We start from the raw sequence: 17,393 nt of genomic DNA on the forward strand, positions 1-17,393 counted from the left end.
CCCCGCTTCCGGAGGATGGATCAGCCACCACCTATTGTTGAAATATCAACCGCATCGGTCGTTCGGAAGGAACCCTGGATGGACATGCCGAAGAAGCCGATCCGCCTCGCAGTCATCGTCGGCAGTACCCGCCAGGGCCGGCTCGGTCCGACGGTGGCGAAGTGGTTCATCGAGCGGGCGAGGGTGCACGGCGGCCTGGACACCGACGTGATCGACCTGGCCGAGGCCGGTCTGCCCAGCGAACTCGGCGGCCCGCCCAAGGAGGGGAAGTACGCCTCGGCGGAGGTGAACGCCTACGCCCGCCGGATCGCCGAGGCGGAGGCGTTCGTGGTGGTCACACCGGAGTACAACCGCGGCTACCCGGCGGCGCTGAAGCTGGCGATCGACTCGGTGTACGCCGAGTGGCACGCCAAGCCGGTCGGCTTCGTCAGCCACGGCGGCCAGTCGGGCGGGCTGCGCGCCGTGGAGCAGCTGCGACAGGTCTTCGCCGAACTGCACACCGTGACCGTCCGGGACAGCGTCAGCTTTCCGATGGCCTGGGAGCAGTTCGACGAGGACGGCAACCCACACGACGCGGAGGGCGCCGGGGTCGCGGCGAAGCAGTTGCTGGACGAGCTGGTGTGGTGGGCGGAGGCCTTGCGACAGGCCCGGGCGGACCGCCCGTACGCGTTCTGACCGCCCTCCGGGCCCCGGACCCCGAGGCCGTGGCGGAGCTGTTCCACCCGCTGCCGGTGCGAGCGGCGCTGGAGCCGGTCACCGGCGCGGGCTGGGCGAGGCTGCCGCCACGGGTGGCGGATCTGCTGCCGCCGCAGGCCGCGCCGCAGCGCCGGCGGACCTACGCGGCGGGGCGGCTGGCTGCCGCCCGGGCCGGCCGGCAGCTCACCGGCCGGAGCCTGTGGCCGCTGCGCGCCCCCGGCGGCGCGCCGAGCTGGCCGGCCGGGGTTTGCGGGTCGATCAGCCACACCGACGGTCTGGCGGTGGGGGTGGTGACCGGTGCGGAGCACACCGCGATCGGTGTCGACCTGGAGGAGCTCGGCCGCGCCGACCGGCTGGGCCCGCTCTCCTCGTGGGTCCTCGGACCGGCCGAGCGTGCCCGCTTGGCGGCCCTGCCCGCCGAGGCGCGCCCGCTGGCCGGACTGCGGCTGCTCTGCGCCAAGGAAGCTCTGTACAAGGCCGGTTCCGCGGCGGGCGACGAGCGGTTGCGGCTGCGATGGCTCTCGGTGCACTGGACGGAGCCGGAGGACCCCTCGGCCGCCGTGCCGATGACCGTGGCGCCTGCCGGCGGCGCGGGCGGGTACACACCGTTCACGGTCCGCAGCCGGGTGCTGGGCGGCTTCATGGTGGCAGCCGCGGTGCTCACCAGGCGCTGAGGGTGCGGTCCGCTCCGTCCGCGGGCGCCGCTTCCGTCAGGGGTTCCGGGTCCCGCCGTCGACCAGGGGCTTCCACCACTCGGGATGGTTCTCGTACCAGGCGACGACCTCCGGAAGCCCTTCTTCCAGCGTTCTGACCGGTGCGTACCCCAGCTCGCTGCGGATCTTGCCGTCGTCGACGGCGTACCGCAGGTCGTGGCCCTTGCGGTCGGCGACGCGGCGCACCAGGCCGGGGTCCGCACGGCACAGCTCCACCAGCCGGGCCGTCATCTCCCGGTTGGTCACGTGGGTGCCGCCACCGATGTTGTAGATCTCCCCCGCACGGCCCCGGGTGAGGACGAGCTGGACGGCGCGGCAGTGGTCCTCGACGTGCAGCCACTCGCGGACGTTGCCACCGTCGCCGTAGAGCGGCACCGGCAGGCCGCGCAGCAGGTTGGTGACGAAGAGCGGTACCAGCTTCTCGACGTGTTGGTGCGTGCCGTAGTTGTTGGCGCAGCGGGTGATCCGGACGTCCAGGCCGTGGGTCCGGTGGTAGGCGCGGGCCAGCAGGTCGCTGCCGGCCTTGGACGCCGAGTACGGGGAGTTGGGCAGCAGGGGTTCCTCCTCGGTCCACTTCCCGCTGTCGATGGAGCCGTACACCTCGTCGGTGGAGACGTGGACCACGGTCGACACCCCGGCGTGCAGGGAGGCGTCGAGGACGCTCTGGGTGCCCAGGACGTTGCTGCGGACGAAGGAGCGGCCCCCGTCGACGGAGCGGTCCACGTGTGACTCGGCGGCGAAGTGCACCACCGCCTGGTGGCCGGGGAGTACCCGGCGGAGCAGCCGCTGGTCGCAGACGTCGCCGCGGACGAACGTGAGCCGGGGGTCGCCCAGCGGCAGGTTGCCGGTGTTGCCGGCGTAGGTGAGCCGGTCGACCACGGTGACCCGGGCGTCCTCGTAGCCGGGGTAGCCGCCGGCCAGCAGGGTGCGTACGTAGTGGGAGCCGATGAACCCGGCGCCGCCGGTGACCAGGATCCTCCGGTCGGTGCCGGGGGCCGTGCTCGGGTGCGTGCCGGTGCCGGTGCGGGCGGTCAACTGAGGTCTCCTCGGTGCTGCGGGGACCGGCCCGTCCTGCCGGCCGGCCCCCTGGGTGAGATGCGGGCGCTGCGGCCGCCCAGCAGTTCCTGTTCGAGCCGCCGCAGTTCGGCTCCGGGCTCCGAGCCCAGCTCCCGGTCGAGCGTGGAGCAAAGCTCCCGGTAGGCGTGGAGCGCCTCGGCGCGCCGTCCGGAGCGGCTGAGGGCTCTGATCAGGCGCGCGTGGAACCACTCGTGGAGCGGGTAGGCGGTGACCAGCGCCCGCAGCTCGGGAATCATCTCCCGGTGGTGCCCCAGCCGCTCACCGGACTCGACGCGCAGTTGGATGGCGCGTATCCGCAGCTCCTCGAGGTGGGTGATGTACCGGGTCAGCACACTGCCGGGGGCCACATTGGCCAGCACCGGGCCGCGCCACAGGTCGAGCGCCCGCTGGAGCCGGGCGGAGGCGGCGTCCGGGCGGTCCTGCCCGATCAGCGTCCGCCCCTCCCCCACCAGCCGCTCGAACACCTTGGCATCGATGTCCTCGGCGTCGGCCTGGATGCGGTATCCCGGGGGCCTGGTCTCGATCAGGGTGCGGCCCGCGGGCGCGGGCACCGCCCGCTCGAAGGTCCTGCGCAGCTGGTAGACGTAGGTCTGCAGGACGCTCTGCGCGCTCCGTGGCGCCTCCTCCCCCCACACCTCCTCGACCAGTGCGTTCACGCTCACCACCTGCCCGGGCCGCATCAGCAGCAGCGCGAGCACCCGGCAGACCTTGGGCGCTCCCAGACTGTGGATCCGGCCGTCGTCGGTGACGATCTCGAAGGCGCCGAGAAGGTGGAACCGCACGGATGCTCACTCCCCTCCCGTTGAGCGGCGGCGTGGCGGCCGGCGTCAGCGCCTCGACTCGACGGCCTTGCGCACCGCGTCGGCCACCGCGCTCACCTCCGTGTCGGCCAGACCCGGGTGGAGCGGCAGGCACAGGGTCCGCTCGGCGGCCTCCTCCGAACGCGGCAGCACCGGCGGCTGGGCCCCGAAGGCCGGCACCTTGTGGAGAGGGGCGTACCGGAAGGTGGTGTAGATGCCCCGCGCGTACAGCTCCCCCGCCACCTCGTCCCGGATCGCCGGATCCATCTGCACCCAGTAGAAGTAGTGGGTCGAGCGGTGCCCGGCGGGCAGGGCCGGCGGCAGCCTCAGGCCGGCCACGTCGGCGAGTTCCCGGTCGTAGCGGCGGACGATCTCCCGGCGGCGGCCGACGAGTTCCGGCAGCCGGCGGAGCTGCACCAGCCCGATCGCGGCGGTCAGGTCGTTGCCGATCAGACGGCGGCCGCCCGGTTCCGGCACCTCCAGCTCCCACCACCGGGAGGAGACCCGGGCGTAGCCGAATCCGCTGGGCTGGACCAGGCCGTGGTAGGCCAGCCGCCGGGCCCGCTCGGCCCGGCGGGCGTCCCGGGCGTAGAACATCCCGCCGTCCCCGGTGACCAGGACCTTCATCGCGTCGAAGCTCCACATGGCGAGGTCGCCGAAGGAACCGACCGGCCTCCCGTCGACCGCCGAGTCGACCGAACAGGCCGCGTCCTCGACGAGGGCGGTCCCCCGCCGCTCGCAGAGCTCCGCGATCTCCCGGATGTGACCGGGGTGTCCGCCGTAGTGCAGTACCACCACCGCCCGGGTGCGGGGGGTGAGGGCCCGCTCGACGTCCTCCACGGTCGGGTTGAGGGTGCGCGGGTCGACGTCGCAGAAGACGGGCCGCGCCCCGCAGGCGACGACGGCGTTGGCCGCCGCCACGAAGCTCAGGGACGGCAGGACCACCTCGTCGCCCTCGGCCAGCTCCAGCGCCTCTAGGGCGAGGAAGAGGCCCGCGGTGCCGGAGTTGAGGAAGATGACATGCTCCGGCTCGACCCCCAGGTGGTCGGCGAACGCCGCTTCGAAGGCCTTGGTGCGTGGACCGTGTCCGAGCCAGTTGCTCTCGAACACCTCGGCCACCGCGCCGAGTTCCTCCGCGCCGACCTGCGGCTGGAAAAGATTGATCACCTTGGCCCCCAACATCCGCACCTTCGCTGAGCCGATCCTGGACGGCGGTGCTCGACCCCGGTTCGAGCACCGCTGGGGACCGGCTCGTGGCCCCCTGCCAGCGCTCGAAGACCGTCCGAGGAAGACCCCAGCGCCCCTCGACCCGACCGTTCGGTCCCCCTCCAGAGGTGTCTGAGACGTTCCGGGCGTCACCGCCGGCGCAGTGCGCGCCCGGCGAGCGGTCGCTCCACGGAACCTTGGAGGAAGCATGTCGGACCAGAGCCAGCGGGTCGCCCTCGTCACCGGCGCCACCAGCGGAATCGGGCTCGCGATCACCCGGCTCCTGGCGGAGCGCGGATACCGGGTCTTCTGCTGCGCCCGCAGCGCCGAGAACGTCTCGGAGACGGTGAAGCGGCTTCGGGGCGAGGACCTGGAGGTGGAGGGGGCGGCCTGCGACGTCCGCTCCCCCGAGCAGATCAGGGCCTTCGTCAGGGCAGCGGTCGACCACTACGGCGCCGTCGACGTCCTGGTGAACAACGCCGGCCGCAGCGGCGGCGGGGTGACCGCGGACATCCCCGACGAACTGTGGTCCGACGTCATCGACACCAACCTCAACAGCGTCTTCCTGATGACCCGCGAGGTCCTCACCACCGGCGGCATGCGGGAGAAGGACAGCGGGCGAGTGATCAACATCGCTTCGACCGCGGGGAAGCAGGGCGTGGTGCTCGGCGCCCCGTACTCGGCCTCCAAACACGGGGTCGTCGGTTTCACCAAGGCGCTCGGCAACGAGTTGGCGCCCACCGGCATCACGGTCAACGCGGTCTGCCCCGGCTACGTCGAGACGCCGATGGCCGAGCGGGTGCGTCAGGGGTACGCGGCCGCCTACGGCACCGAAGAGGCCGAGATCCTCAGGAAGTTCCAGGCCAAGATCCCACTCGGCCGGTACTCCACCCCCGAGGAGGTCGCGGGGTTGGTCGGCTACCTGGTCACCGACACCGCCGCCTCCATCACCGCTCAGGCGCTCAACGTCTGCGGCGGCCTCGGCAATTTCTGAGCGGCCACCGCCCGACCGGCGGATCCGCTCCTGGCGCGGCGCTGCCGCGACCACCCACCCAGAACGAGGAGAGTGAGGAGAGCACATGACCGAGCAGGGTCTGAGGGAAGTGGAGCACGAGATCACCGTGCGGGCACCGGCCGACGCGGTGTACCGGCTGATCGCCGAGGTGGAGAACTGGCCTCGCGTCTTCCCGCCCACCATCCACGTGGACCAGGTGGAACAGCACGGCTCCGAGGAACGGATCCGCATCTGGGCGACCGCCAACGGAGAGGCGAAGAACTGGACTTCGCGGCGCACCCTGGATCCCGCCGCCCGGCGCATCGGCTTCCGTCAGGAGGTGTCCGCCGCTCCGGTGGCCGCGATGGGCGGCGCCTGGATCATCGAGACGCTCTCCGCCGAGGAGTCCCGGATCCGGCTGCTCCACGACTACCGGGCCGTGGACGACGACCCCGAGGCCCTCGCCTGGATCGACCGGGCGGTCGACCGCAACAGCCGCTCCGAACTCGCCGCGCTGAAGACCAACGTGGAGCTGGCCACCGCCGCCGAGGAACTGCTGCTCTCCTTCGAGGACACGGTGCGGGTGAGCGGCTCGGCCAAGGACATCTACGACTTCCTCAACGAGGCCCGGCTGTGGTCCGAACGGCTGCCGCACGTGGCGCGGGTCCAGCTGCGGGAGGACACCCCAGGGCTCCAGGTGCTGCGGATGGACACCCGGGCGAAGGACGGCTCCACCCACACCACCGAGTCGGTGCGGGTCTGCTTCCCCCACCACCGGATCGTCTACAAGCAGACCACGCTGCCCGCCCTGATGACCCTGCACACCGGAATCTGGCGGCTCTCCGAGGACCCCGAGGGGGTCACGGTCACCTCCCAGCACACCGTGGTAATCAACACCGAGAACATCCCCAAGGTGCTCGGGGCCCGGGCCGGGGTGGCGGAGGCGCGGGCCTTTCTCCGCGACGCGCTGGGCACCAACAGCCTCGCCACCCTCGGCCACGCCAGGGAGTACGCCGAGCGGGCCGCGTCATGACCGGCCGCGAAGGGCGCGTCTGGCTGGTCACCGGGGCCTCCCGGGGGCTGGGGCGGGCCATCTCCGAGGTCGCGTTGGAGGCCGGTGAGACGGTGGTGGCCACCGCCCGCCGACCGGAGGCGCTCAGCGAGCTGTCCGCCCGGCACGGCGACCGGGTGGTTCCGCTGGCCCTGGACGTCACCGACCGGGCCGCGGTGTTCGAGGCGGTGGACCGGGCCGTTGAGGCAGTCGGCCGCATCGACGTGCTGCTCAACAACGCCGGGTACGGGCTCTCCGGCGGTGTGGAGGAGGTCGGCGAGCAGCAGGTGCGCGACCAGATGGAAGTCAACTTCTTCGGCGCGCTCTGGTGCACCCAGGCGGTACTCCCGGTGATGCGCCGTCAGGGCTCCGGCCACATCCTCCAGATGTCCAGCATCGCCGGCATCGCCACCTACCCCAACATCGGCATGTACCACGCCAGCAAATGGGCGCTGGAAGGCATGGGAGAGACCCTGGCGAAGGAGGTCGCCGGATTCGGCATCCGGGTCACCCTGGTCGAACCGGGTGAGTTCCGCACCGACTGGAGTGCGCAGAGCATGGTCCGGGCCATCCCCATGCCGGAGTACGACGAGGTGCTCGCCAAACGGCGCCACGGCATGTCCGGGGCGTTCGCGCACCTTCAACCGGGAGATCCGCGCAAGGCCGGCGAGGCGCTGCTGAAGCTGCTGGACGCCGAGCGGCCCCCACTCCGCATCCTGCTGGGCAACAGCGCGGCCGATCTGGCGCCCCGGGTCTACCGGGAGCGGCTGGCGGAGTGGGAGCGCTGGGAGTCGCTGGCCCGGACGACCGACTACCCGAGCTGACCGCGACGACCGGTGGCCTCCGCCCGTGTGTGCGGGCGGAGGCCACCGGTGCGTGGTGCCCAGACCTTCCCGGCGCGCCCGCGGTTCGGCCGGGAGAGCGCCGAAACCGTTCACGGGCTCCGGACGGAACGACGGGTGGGCCGCTCCCGCCGGCGGGAGCGGCCCACCCGTGCGTGGCCGGTGTCGTCCGCGGAGGTGTGATTGCCGCGGCCGGGGGCAGCGCGCTCAGCCGGCCCCGTCGTCCGCCCGGCGGGACTCGGCCTCGGCCAGCGCCCTCAGGACGGCGGTCTGCTTGCGGTCCCGGGCACGGACGAGCTCCTCGTAGGAGCTGTCGCCGAAGGCGTCGTCGGCCTGGGCGATCAGCCCGGCCACGGTCTCATCGTCCATGGTCGGTTGCCCCAGCAGCCGCCAGCCCTGTTCGAGGTTGGCGCCGAGCGTCGACAGCCACTTCTGCAGGCCGCCCGGACCACCACCGAGGTGGAAGGCCTGGAACGGGCCGACGGTGGCCCAGCGGAGTCCGATCGAGTTGGTGACCACGCTGTCCAGCTCGGCCAGCGTCACCACCCCTTCCTTCACCAGGTGGATGCTCTCCTGGAGGAGGGCGGACTGCAGCCGGTTGGCGGCGAAGGCGAGGATCGGCTTGCGCAGTACCACCGGCACCTTGCCGACGGCCCGGTAGAAGTCCACCGCCTCGCGCAGCGCGTCCGGTGTGGTCCGCTCCCCGCCGACCACCTCGACCAGCGGCACCACATGCGGCGGGTTGAAGGGGTGCCCGACGACCAGCCGGCTGGAGTCCGCCATCCGCGCCCCCATGTCGTCCGGGGAGAGCGTGGAGGTGGAGGAGAGCAGCAGCGCGTGCGGTGCCGCGGCCTTGCCGATGGTGGCGAAGAGCTCCTGTTTGAGCTCCAGGTTCTCCGGTGCGTTCTCCTGGACCACGTCCGCGCCGTCCACGGCGCGTGCGACTTCGGGGACGAACTCCAGCCGCTCCGCGAACCCCGCCGGGTCGGCCGATCCCTCCGGGAGGAACGGAGCATGGAGTTCGATGGCCTCCCGGACGACGGCCTCGGCCTCCGCACGGCGGCTGTTGACCCGTACCCTCAGGCCCTGGGCGAGGAAGAGGCTGATCCAGCCCAGTCCGATGGTCCCCGCGCCGATGACCGCGACGGTGCGTCCGCTGGTCTCCTTCATCGCTCCTCGTCTCCTGTTCAGCCGGCGGCGGTCGAGAGTTTGGGGAAGACTTCCTCGGCGAGCAGCCGCATGGTGGTCGCGGCGTCCTCCACCGACAGGTGTCCGGAGTGGACTCCGAGGCTGATGGTGATGTCCTCGCCGAACCAGTCGGCGATCTGCTCGAGTTGCTCGCGTACCTGGTCGGGCGAGCCGATCAGCAGCTTCTTGGCGTCCAGCTTCTCGTCGAAGCGCGACCGGCCGATGTCGGCGAGCTTCTCGTAGCCGGGGTAGGCCGAGCTGGTGGTGGTGGCCCAGGCAGCCACCGCGGCGCTGATGGCCGCGGTGTTGCGATCGTCGTCGAACCGGCCCTTGCGGCGGGCCTCGGCGCCGTCGGGGGCGACCACGCAGGGATAGCTGAAGTGGATCTGCTCGCTGCCCGCCGACCGGCCGGAGGCGGCCCACTCCGCGCGGTAGACCCGCAGCCGCTCCTGGAGTTCCTCGGTGGACATCACGTTGGGCACCGTCTGCAAGTGGTGTCCGGCCCGCCCGGCCTCCGCACAGGAGTCGGCGCTGCGCGCGGTGGTCACGAACACCGGCGGGTGCGGGCTCTGGAACGGCCGGGGCAGCAGGGTGACCGGGCCGAAGCGGTGGTACGTCCCCTCCCACTCGGCGTTCTCCTCGGTCCACAGCCGCTTGACCGCCTCCACCCCTTCCACGAAGCGGCTCTTGCTCTCGTCCATCGGGATCCCGAAGGCCTTGAACTCGTCCGGGAGGAAGGCCCGTCCGAAGGCGGCGTCCAGCCGGCCGTGGGAGATGTTGTCGAGCATGGCCAGCTTGCCGGCGAGTTTGACCGGGTGGACGAAGGCCGGGATGGTCGCGCTGGTGCCCAGCCTGACCCGTGAGGTGCGGCCGGCCGCGGCGGCGAGGAACGTCACCGGGTCGGGGCTGTAGCCGCCGTAGGGGAAGAAGTAGTGCTCCACCATCTTGACGTGTGCGTAACCGAGTTCCTCGGCGAGGTCCACCAGTTGGAGGCACTCGTCGAAGTACTGCGGCGCCGGCTTGTCGGCCGGCCCCACGGTGGGGAAGAAGACGATTCCGAACCTCATGCTCACTCCGCTCCGTCGTGCTGGAGGTGGCGGTGCCGGACCGCCCAGCCGCCGTCGCTCGGCACCAGGTGGTCCTCGCAGACCACGCTGGCGAAGATGTCCAGGGCACCGCCGCGGGGGATGCGCATCGCCAGCGCGTAGGCCCGGGTGCGGAGGCTTCCGTCGTCCTGCGGCCGCACGTCGAGCATCCCCAGCCAGTGGCGGAAGTCGGTGTTCTCCGCCTCCAGCCGGTCGGCGCGGGCGCGGCAGGAGACCCGGATGGCGTCCCGGCCGCGCAGCGGGTCGAGTCGGCTCGGCTCCTCGAAGACGGCGTCCTCGGTGAAGGTCGCCGCCCACTCCTCGGCCCGGCCGTCGTCGATCAGACCCATCTGGCGTGCGTAGAACTGCTGGACCTGGCTGTACAGCTCCGCGGGGACGTACGTTCCGGGAAGCGCGGCGCGGCCGGTCGTCTCGGTGCTCATCCGGACTGCCTTCCTGTGGAGGGGCCGATGTCACGGCCGTTGTCACTACGGGTGCGGGGATTGGGCGGACTCCAGCAGGTGTCCTCCGTAGGGGCTGGCGGCGGTGTCGTGGCGGAGCGCCACATGGCTCGCCAGGCAGTGCACGTCCCGCCAGATGCGCTGCAGGCGGTGGGTCTCCAACTGGCCCCTGCTGCCGACCGACCGGAAGAGTTCCTCGACCACCTCGACCAGCTGTTCCACGGCGAGGGCGCAGTCCGCCGGGTTGCGGAGCGCCTCCGGTGGGGTCTGCCGCTCCGCGTCGGCCACGCGCGCGGCACGTTCCAGCAGCAGCCCGGCGGCGTCTATCCGGCTGGCCGCCCGGGCGGCGGTCGGCTGGACGCGCGAGCCGCCCTCGGCCGGGTCGCGGCCGGCCGGTCGCGCCGCCCAGGCGTTCAGCGCCGCCCGGGCGGCACCCAGCGCCGGGGCCGCGAAGAGCAAGCCGCTCAGCAGTCGCAGCGGCGCCCTGTGGCAGCGTGCCCGGGAACCGACACTGCGCCCGGCGAGCATCTCGCGGCGCGCGAAGCCGCGGTGCTCGGGGATCCGGGCGGCGTCGATGAGGAGGGTGTTGCTGCCGGTGCCGCGCATGCCGACGTTGAACCAGGTGTCCGCCACCCGGTACTCCTGGCGGGGCACCGCGAAGAACCACGGCTCCCGGTGCCCGCCCGCTGGTACCAGTGCGCAGACCAGCGCCCAGTCGGAGAAGTCGACGGCGCTGGTGAAGTCCCACTCACCGGAGAGCCGCCAGCCGCCGCCCGGTTCGGGGGTCGCCCTGCCCCCGGGCATCAGGGCCCCGACGACCTTGGTGTCCTGGCCCTTGGACCACAGCTCCCGCTGGCCGGCTTCGGGCAGGTAGGCGCCCATCCGGGACGCCCCGGCGAGCACCGAGGCACACCAGGCCGCGGAGGTGCAGCCCTCGCCGACCAGGGCGACGGCCTGGAGCAGCTCCGCACAGCCGCCCGCGTGCCCCCCGTGGTCCACCGGTACGAAGTGGCGCGCGAAGCCGGCGTCCAGCAGGGCGTCGACCACCTCTCGGTGCAGGATCCGGTCGGTGTCCGCCGCGGCCGCGCGGCGCGCGGCGACCGCGGCGACCGAGCGGGCTGCCGACCGCAGACCGGGGGAATCGGAGCCGGGGCCCGACATGTGGTCCACCTCCTGGACTGGTTGGGCGGGCGCCGCGGGGGGCGGCGTTCCCAGCTTGTGAGCGGTCTCTCGGAACCTGCTGGAGCGGTACTCGAACCCTTCCGCCGGTCGGTCGGCCGCCCCGGGCCCGCCGGGTGCGGGGACCCGGGTCAGGCCCGGCACAGGGGCAGCGCCCCGTGGTGCTCGACCATCTCGGCGAAGATTCCGGCGACGTCCAGTTCCGCCCCGGGCGGCGCACCCCGCTCCTCGGCGTACGCCCGGTGGAGGTTGGCTACCAGTCGCTCGGAGTCGAGGAGTCCGGCGAACTCCCCGAGGTCGGCCTCCCGGGCCAGCTCCAGCGGGCTCAGCCCGGCGCGCACTCCGTCGGCCGCCAGTCGGCGCAGCCACCGCAGGTACGCCTCGGTGGTGTCGAAAACCTCCGGTCCGGCGACCGGGCCGTGGCCGGTCACCACGGTGCGGGCACCGTAGGAGCGCAGTCGTTCGATGGTACGGAGGGAGCCGCTGACGGAACCCATCAGGCAGAAGGGCGTCGTCCCGTTCATCACGATGTCGCCGGTGAAGAGCACGGACCGCTCCGGTATCCAGACCACGGTGTCGGTCACGGTGTGTGCCGGCCCCGGGTGGCTGAGCCGGGCGGTCAACTCCCCGACGTGCAGGGTCAGCTCGGTACGGTAGGTCAGGGAGGGCAGGGCGATCGTGACCTCGCCCCACTCGACCTCGGGCCACAGCCCCTGGAGTCCCAGCCCGGCCACGGCCATCTCGTTTCGGCAGGCCTCGTGGGCGACGATGACCGCGTCCTCGGCGAAGACGAAGTTGCCGAAGCTGTGGTCACCGTGGAAGTGGGTGTTGACCACGGTGCGCGGCACGGTCTCGGTGACCGATCGGACGGCGGCGCCCAGCAGCCGGGCGCGGTTTTCGGTCGCCGCGGTGTCGATGAGCGCGGCCTGGCCGTCCGAGACCAGGAGCCCGGCGTTGTTCAGGCACCACCCGCCGTCCGGCTGGACGAAGGCGAAGACGCCGTCCGCGACCTCCTGGAACTCGGGGTCCGGCAGGCCGGCGGCACCGCTCACCGGGGCGCGCCGTCGGCCGTGAGCTCCCGGCGCCGCACCAGCCAGCCGCCGTCCTGCCGGACGAGTCGGTCGCGGCAGAGCACGCTGCCGCGGATGTTCAGTGAGCCGCCCTTGGGAGTGGCCATCGCCAGCGCGTAGTACCGGGTGCGCAGGCTCCCGTCGGACTGCGGCCGGACGTCGATCATGCCGAACCAGTGCCGGAAGTCGAGGGGGCCGCCACCGTAGATGTGTCCGATCCCCTCGCGTACGGACCGCAGGATCGCCGCGCGCCCGGTGTCGGGCTCCTCCTGGAGGTTGGAGTCGAAGACGGCGTCCTCGGTGAAGGTGGCCGCCCACCCCTCGGGATCGGGGGCGTCGCCGTCCAGCAGGTTCATCTGCCGGGCGTAGAACTGCTGGACCTCGGTGTAGAGCCGTGCGGAGGCGAAGCCCTGCGCGGTGGTGGTCGGTGGGGTCATCGGTTCCGCCTTCCAGCGCTGTCGAGCGCGAACTCGCGTATGGATCCGGCCAGGTAGTCGGTCATGTCCTCGGTGAGCCCCGGGTAGACGCCCACCCAGAAGGTGTGCTCGGCGATCAGGTCGCTGTTGCTGAGCGTGCCGCTGATCCGGTGCGGCCGGCCGAGGTAGGCCGGGTGCCGGGTGAGGTTGCCGGCGAAGAAGCGCCGGGTGCCGATCTTCCGCCCCTCCAGGAAGGCCACGAGCTCCTGACGGGTGAAGGGCGCGTCGGGGCGGACGGTGAGGCAGAACCCGAACCAGCTCGGGTCGCTGTCCGGGGTGGCCTCCGGGAGGATCAGGCCCGGGACGCCGTCCAGCGCCTCCCGGATGCGGCGCCAGTTCCGGCGGCGGGCCGCCCCGAACTCCTTGAGGCGGCGGAGTTGGCTGAGCCCCAGCGCGGCCTGCAGATCGGTGCTCTTCAGGTTGTAGCCGACGTGCGAGAAGATGTACTTGTGGTCGTAGCCGTGCGGCAGGTCGCCCAGTTGGTAGTCGAACCGCTTGAAGCAGCGGTTGTCCTCACCGGGCTCGCACCAGCAGTCCCGCCCCCAGTCCCGCAGTGACTCCACGATCCGGGCGAGGACCAGGTTGTCGGTGAGGACACAGCCGCCCTCGCCCATCGCGATGTGGTGCGCCGGGTAGAAGCTGACGGTCGCCAGGTCTCCGAAGGACCCGGTCGGCCGCCCCCGGTAGAGCGAGCCGACGGCGTCGCAGTTGTCCTCGATGAGGAAGAGTCCGTGCTCCTCGGCGAGCCGGGCCATCTCCTCGGCCTGGAAGGGGTTGCCCAGCGAGTGGGCGATCACGATCGCCCTGGTCCGCGGCCCGATGGCCTCGGCCACCCGCTCGGGCGTGGTGTTGTAGGTGCCCAGTTCGACATCGACGAAGACCGGTACGAGCCCGTTCTGGAGGATGGGGTTGACGGTGGTCGGGAAACCGGCCGCGACGGTGATCACCTCGTCGCCGGGCACCAGCCGGTGGTCCTCCAGCAGGTGGGAGGTGAGGGAGCTGACGGCCAGCAGGTTCGCCGACGAGCCCGAGTTGGTCAGGTGCGCCTTGCGCAGCCGCAGCGTCCGGGCGAACTCGCGCTCGAACCTCCGGGTACTGACCCCGGCCGCGACGCGCATCTCCAGCGCCGCTTCGACCAGGGCGGCCCGGTCGTGCTCGTCGAAGACCGCCCCGGAGGGCCAGACACCGGTCTGGCCCGGCACGAACTCCTTCGTCCCGGAGCCGTGGTACTCCCGTACCTGCTCCAGGATGCGGGCTTTCGCCTCGTGCATCTCTACCTCCTCTGCGGACCGGCGGACCGGCGGATCTCGTCGATGAGTGCGGCCTGCCGGACGATCGCCTCGTCGGGCCGGGCCCGTTCCCGGACGGCTGCCGCGAACGCCGCGACGGCGCCCGCGCACTGGTCCTCCGGCTCCAGGGCGAGCTCCTCGGCGCCGTCCGCTCGCGTCAGCCGCACGGTTGGGGCGTGGTCGGCCGGGGGCGTGAAGGCGTGGTCCAGCCGGAGCCGCCCGGAACTCCCCAGCACCTCGTAGCGGGAGGTGTAGAAGTGGTCCATCCCGAAGACCAGTTGGGCGGTGACTCCACCGGGCCCGGACAGCAGCACGCTGCCGCCGATGTCCACGCCGAGCGCCCGGTCGTGGCGCAGGGCGGCGCCGACGACTTCGAGCGGCGCTCCCAGCAGGAGCTGGGCGGCCCGCACCGGATACCCGCCCACGTCGAACAGCGCGCCGCCGCCCAGGTCGGCTCGGTACCGGATGTCCCCGGGCGGCCGGGGCGGGATGGTGAAGGCGGCCGACAGTGAGCGCGGCTGGCCGACGGCACCGTCGGCCAGCAGCCGGCGCACCGCGCGGTGTTGGCCGTGCTGGAGGAACATGTAGTTCTCCTGGAGGACCAGCCCCGAGGAGCGGGCCAGGGAGACCAGTTCCTCGGTCTCCTCCAAGCTGGTGGTCAGCGGCTTCTCGGCGAGCACGTGCTTGCCGGCGAGGAGGGCCGCGCGGATCCAGCGGCCGTGGAGCGCGGCCGGCAGCGGCAGGTAGACGGCGTCTATGTCGGGGCGGGCCAGCAACGCCCGGTAGTCCTCGACCGCTTGCGCCCCCCAGGCGGCGGCCACCGATCGCGCGATCGCCGGGTCCCTGGCCGCAACGGCGCGGATGGTGATGCCGGCGGTGCGGGAGACCGCGGGGAGCACACGGCGCCGTGCGATCTCGGCGCAGCCGAGCAGGCCCAGGCGGATCACGAGGCCAGCCTCAGTCCGGCGAGGAGGTTCCTGGCCTCCACGTTGACGTGGTTGCCGAGCTCCACCAGGTCCAGGAACTGGTCGACGGTGGCCCAGAGGAAGTCGCCGGGCACCTCCGCCGGGAAGTCGGCCGCGGCCTCGACCACCAGATAGCGGTTCTCCGCGTGGTAGAACCGGCCGCCCTCCTCCGAGTGGACGACGTCCAACCGGATCCGCGAAGGAGGAGCGGACAGCACCTCCTTGAGGAGCGCCGGCGCGCCCTCGCCCTCCGGCCCGGTGTGGTTGGCGGGCGCACACTGGACGGTGGGGCCGATCTCCACGACGTCCCGGGTGCCGGCCTGGGTGCGGGCTCTGAGCAGCAGGTGGAGGGTGCCCCTGATCTTCTTGGTCAGGAAGGCGATCAGCCCTCGGCTGCTGGGGGCGAGCATCGGTTGCGACCAGCTGGTGACCTCCCGGTTGCCGGCCCGCACGTCCACGCCGATCACCGAGAAGTACCTGCCGCTCCGGTGGCTGATCCGCTCGTGGTCCACGATCCAGTCGTCCAGCTGGGACAGCGGGATCCTGGACCGCTCCAGCCGTCGTTCCGCCCGGGCCTCGGTCAGCCAGCTCAGCAGGGCGGGCCGGTCGTGGAGCGCCCGTGCCCCGCGGCGGGCGGAGGCGGTGACCGACTCCCGGAAGGAGCCGCCTTCGGAGGGGGCGGCCTGCTCCGCGAGCGCTCTGGGAAGGCCGGAGAGAACCGTCCTGGTGTCCATGTTGACCAGGTTCTCGGCCCTCAGCAGCTCGCCGATCCGGGCCAGGTCCAACCAGCAGAAACCATCGCGGAGCGGAACCTCCCCGTCGACCTCCACGATCAGGTTCCGGTTGCGCTTGTGCAGGAACCACGAGCCCTGCTCGGACTGGAGCGCGTCGAAGAGGACCCTGCCCCGGCGAGGTGCCAGGAAGTACTCCAGGTAGGGCACCGCCCGGCCCCGGTGGACGCCGGTGTAGTTGCTCCGGGTGGCCTGCACCGTGGGTGAGAGCTGGAGGGTGTTGATGTTGCCGGGTTCCATCTTGGCCTGCAGCAGCAGGTGCGGGACGCCGCCGAACCTGCGGAGCAGGAGACCGAGGATCCCGGACTCGGGCTGGTCGATGATCGGCTGGCTCCAGGCGGCCGGCTCCGGGTGGTCCACGGCCACCCGCAGGCCGCCGACGGAGAAGAACCGTCCGCTGCGGTGCCGCAGAGCGCCGTCCGCCCGGTCCAGATCCCAGCCCTCCAGCCGGTCCAGCGGCGTGGGTGTCACCTCGAAGGAGTGGCTGTCTCCCTGTTCGGAGAACCAGCTGTGGAAGTCCGATGTCCGGCGGAACATGACAGGCTCCGATGGTTCGGCCCGGCCCGCCGGGTCGGCGGGCACGGTGGCGACGGTGCGGTCGGAGCCAGCGTCGCCCAGCTGCTCTGAGCCCCGCTCAAGTGCTGCTCGAGCCCGGGCCGGGCGCATACCAGGGGCCGGCGGGGCCGGTCGCAGGACCGGCTCGCTCACGCTGGCCCACGCGGCGAACGGCTGGCCGGGTCCGGAGCGAGCCGACGGAGACGGCCGCCCGGCCGCCGCTCCCCAGTCGCCGGCGACGGAGCGCGCCGGCGCTACTCCCCGTCTGCCGGGGCGGGCGCGCCCAGGGCCTGGTAGGTGACGTCGATCAGGTAGTCGTTGAGCTGCCGGGAGGCCGCCTGGGCCTGGTCGCCGTCTCCGTGTGCTATGCCCCGGAGGATCGCCGCGTGCGTCCTGGCCGCCCGTGGGAGGTGTTCGGCGGGGTCGGGCAGGTGCGCGAACCAGAAGCGCCGGGACAGCACCTGGAGCGGGGTCATGGCCAACTGCAGGTAGTCGTTGTGTGCCGCGCTGGTGACGAGGTCGTGGGCCTGCTTCAGCAGCGTGCCGAAGGCGCGGACGTCGTCCCCCCGGAAGGCGTCCAGCCTTCCGCTCAGTTCGACCATGGCCTCCTTCTGCCGGGTCTCGGCCCGGAAGGTCGCCAGGCGCACCGCGAGGTCTTCCAGGGTCCGCCGCAGCTCCAGCAGGCGGAAGTGCTCCTCGATGCTCGTGGTGGCCACGAAGACGCCGCGGTGCGGCAGGATCTCGACCATTCGCTCCCGTGACAGGCGCTGTAGCGCCTCCCGGACCGGGGTGCGCCCCAGTCCGGTCAGCTCCATGAGCATCGCCTCCGACAGGAGCTGCCCGGGGGCCAGGTCCTGGAACGTGATCATGTCTTCCAGCAGGCGGTATGCCTGATCTGCCTTGTTCGGCCGGGACTGCACGCAGCTCTCTCCTAGCGGGTGTGCGGGGCTCGGGC

General features: G+C 72.2%; 18 protein-coding genes. 5 read left to right on the forward strand and 13 right to left on the reverse strand.

The annotated features are described in order from the left end of the window. Positions 1–84: 84 nt before the first annotated feature. Both BGP73_RS11740 and BGP73_RS11745 read left to right on the forward strand, forming a co-directional pair. A complete protein-coding gene (locus BGP73_RS11740) occupies positions 85–675 on the forward strand; it encodes an NADPH-dependent FMN reductase (RefSeq protein ID WP_069814337.1) in 591 nt (196 codons plus the stop codon). Positions 676–704: 29 nt separating this feature from the next. Next, on the forward strand, positions 705–1,370 hold the full coding sequence (locus tag BGP73_RS11745) for a 4'-phosphopantetheinyl transferase superfamily protein (RefSeq protein ID WP_069814234.1): 666 nt from the start codon (positions 705–707) through the stop codon (positions 1,368–1,370). 36 nt (positions 1,371–1,406) lie between these two features. On the opposite strand, the gene rfbB is transcribed toward BGP73_RS11745, so the two are convergent. The 3 genes from rfbB to BGP73_RS11760 are packed head-to-tail and all read right to left on the reverse strand — an operon-like array spanning position 1,407 to position 4,468. Beyond that, a complete protein-coding gene (rfbB, locus tag BGP73_RS11750; RefSeq protein WP_079127449.1) occupies positions 1,407–2,444 on the reverse strand; it encodes a dTDP-glucose 4,6-dehydratase in 1,038 nt (345 codons plus the stop codon). Beyond that, positions 2,441–3,268 (reverse strand): AfsR/SARP family transcriptional regulator, encoded by an 828-nt coding sequence (locus tag BGP73_RS11755; protein ID WP_069814235.1) that lies wholly within the window; start codon positions 3,266–3,268, stop codon positions 2,441–2,443. Before BGP73_RS11755 ends, rfbB begins: the two co-directional genes overlap by 4 nt. Before the next feature lie 45 nt (positions 3,269–3,313). Continuing rightward, complete coding sequence (locus BGP73_RS11760) at positions 3,314–4,468, reverse strand: DegT/DnrJ/EryC1/StrS family aminotransferase (protein ID WP_079127450.1); 1,155 nt, start codon at positions 4,466–4,468, stop codon at positions 3,314–3,316. Positions 4,469–4,700: 232 nt separating this feature from the next. Between BGP73_RS11760 and fabG the strand changes: the two genes are divergently transcribed. The 3 genes from fabG to BGP73_RS11775 all read left to right on the forward strand — a co-directional run bounded on the left by fabG (position 4,701) and on the right by BGP73_RS11775 (position 7,361). Continuing rightward, entirely contained in the window at positions 4,701–5,486 is a 786-nt protein-coding gene (fabG, locus tag BGP73_RS11765; RefSeq protein ID WP_069814236.1) for a 3-oxoacyl-ACP reductase FabG, read from the forward strand. Positions 5,487–5,571: 85 nt separating this feature from the next. After that, positions 5,572–6,519, forward strand: coding sequence for an aromatase/cyclase (locus tag BGP73_RS11770; protein WP_069814237.1), 948 nt, complete (start codon positions 5,572–5,574; stop codon positions 6,517–6,519). Continuing rightward, positions 6,516–7,361: an oxidoreductase gene (locus tag BGP73_RS11775; protein WP_069814238.1), complete on the forward strand. Its 846-nt coding sequence runs from the start codon at positions 6,516–6,518 to the stop codon at positions 7,359–7,361. The genes BGP73_RS11770 and BGP73_RS11775 overlap by 4 nt, the downstream gene beginning before the upstream one ends. A 225-nt stretch (positions 7,362–7,586) precedes the next feature. On the opposite strand, the gene BGP73_RS11780 is transcribed toward BGP73_RS11775, so the two are convergent. The 10 genes from BGP73_RS11780 to BGP73_RS11825 all read right to left on the reverse strand — a co-directional run bounded on the left by BGP73_RS11780 (position 7,587) and on the right by BGP73_RS11825 (position 17,358). Continuing rightward, a complete protein-coding gene (locus BGP73_RS11780) occupies positions 7,587–8,549 on the reverse strand; it encodes a 3-hydroxyacyl-CoA dehydrogenase NAD-binding domain-containing protein (protein ID WP_069814239.1) in 963 nt (320 codons plus the stop codon). A 17-nt stretch (positions 8,550–8,566) separates the two neighbouring features. Next, positions 8,567–9,634: an LLM class flavin-dependent oxidoreductase gene (locus BGP73_RS11785; RefSeq protein WP_069814240.1), complete on the reverse strand. Its 1,068-nt coding sequence runs from the start codon at positions 9,632–9,634 to the stop codon at positions 8,567–8,569. 2 nt (positions 9,635–9,636) lie between these two features. Continuing rightward, complete coding sequence (locus BGP73_RS11790) at positions 9,637–10,095, reverse strand: nuclear transport factor 2 family protein (RefSeq protein WP_069814241.1); 459 nt, start codon at positions 10,093–10,095, stop codon at positions 9,637–9,639. A 45-nt stretch (positions 10,096–10,140) separates the two neighbouring features. Continuing rightward, positions 10,141–11,274 (reverse strand): acyl-CoA dehydrogenase family protein, encoded by a 1,134-nt coding sequence (locus BGP73_RS11795; RefSeq protein ID WP_069814242.1) that lies wholly within the window; start codon positions 11,272–11,274, stop codon positions 10,141–10,143. 149 nt (positions 11,275–11,423) lie between these two features. After that, complete coding sequence (locus BGP73_RS11800) at positions 11,424–12,344, reverse strand: MBL fold metallo-hydrolase (protein ID WP_212732803.1); 921 nt, start codon at positions 12,342–12,344, stop codon at positions 11,424–11,426. Then, positions 12,341–12,799, reverse strand: a complete 459-nt coding sequence (locus BGP73_RS11805; RefSeq protein WP_069814243.1) for a nuclear transport factor 2 family protein — start codon at positions 12,797–12,799, stop codon at positions 12,341–12,343. The genes BGP73_RS11800 and BGP73_RS11805 overlap by 4 nt, the downstream gene beginning before the upstream one ends. Further along, on the reverse strand, positions 12,796–14,109 hold the full coding sequence (gene rfbH / locus BGP73_RS11810) for a lipopolysaccharide biosynthesis protein RfbH (RefSeq protein WP_069814244.1): 1,314 nt from the start codon (positions 14,107–14,109) through the stop codon (positions 12,796–12,798). Before rfbH ends, BGP73_RS11805 begins: the two co-directional genes overlap by 4 nt. A gap of 2 nt (positions 14,110–14,111) precedes the next feature. Then, on the reverse strand, positions 14,112–15,074 hold the full coding sequence (locus tag BGP73_RS11815; protein ID WP_306303453.1) for a Gfo/Idh/MocA family protein: 963 nt from the start codon (positions 15,072–15,074) through the stop codon (positions 14,112–14,114). Next, entirely contained in the window at positions 15,071–16,420 is a 1,350-nt protein-coding gene (locus BGP73_RS11820) for an NDP-hexose 2,3-dehydratase family protein (protein WP_069814245.1), read from the reverse strand. Before BGP73_RS11820 ends, BGP73_RS11815 begins: the two co-directional genes overlap by 4 nt. Positions 16,421–16,692: 272 nt before the next feature. Further along, entirely contained in the window at positions 16,693–17,358 is a 666-nt protein-coding gene (locus BGP73_RS11825; RefSeq protein WP_079127451.1) for a GntR family transcriptional regulator, read from the reverse strand. Positions 17,359–17,393: the final 35 nt, after the last annotated feature.

Source organism: Streptomyces sp. TP-A0874 (assembly GCF_001748085.1).
GTDB lineage: Bacteria > Actinomycetota > Actinomycetes > Streptomycetales > Streptomycetaceae > Streptomyces.

Coding starts and splice junctions, on each gene's coding strand:
- BGP73_RS11740 (WP_069814337.1), top strand. CDS start 85: ATGCCGAAGAAGCCGATCCGCCTCGCAGTCATCGTCGGCAGTACCCGC.
- BGP73_RS11760 (WP_079127450.1), bottom strand. CDS start 4,468: ATGTTGGGGGCCAAGGTGATCAATCTTTTCCAGCCGCAGGTCGGCGCG.
- fabG (WP_069814236.1), top strand. CDS start 4,701: ATGTCGGACCAGAGCCAGCGGGTCGCCCTCGTCACCGGCGCCACCAGC.
- BGP73_RS11770 (WP_069814237.1), top strand. CDS start 5,572: ATGACCGAGCAGGGTCTGAGGGAAGTGGAGCACGAGATCACCGTGCGG.
- BGP73_RS11775 (WP_069814238.1), top strand. CDS start 6,516: ATGACCGGCCGCGAAGGGCGCGTCTGGCTGGTCACCGGGGCCTCCCGG.
- BGP73_RS11780 (WP_069814239.1), bottom strand. CDS start 8,549: ATGAAGGAGACCAGCGGACGCACCGTCGCGGTCATCGGCGCGGGGACC.
- BGP73_RS11785 (WP_069814240.1), bottom strand. CDS start 9,634: ATGAGGTTCGGAATCGTCTTCTTCCCCACCGTGGGGCCGGCCGACAAG.
- BGP73_RS11790 (WP_069814241.1), bottom strand. CDS start 10,095: ATGAGCACCGAGACGACCGGCCGCGCCGCGCTTCCCGGAACGTACGTC.
- BGP73_RS11795 (WP_069814242.1), bottom strand. CDS start 11,274: ATGTCGGGCCCCGGCTCCGATTCCCCCGGTCTGCGGTCGGCAGCCCGC.
- BGP73_RS11805 (WP_069814243.1), bottom strand. CDS start 12,799: ATGACCCCACCGACCACCACCGCGCAGGGCTTCGCCTCCGCACGGCTC.
- rfbH (WP_069814244.1), bottom strand. CDS start 14,109: ATGCACGAGGCGAAAGCCCGCATCCTGGAGCAGGTACGGGAGTACCAC.
- BGP73_RS11820 (WP_069814245.1), bottom strand. CDS start 16,420: ATGTTCCGCCGGACATCGGACTTCCACAGCTGGTTCTCCGAACAGGGA.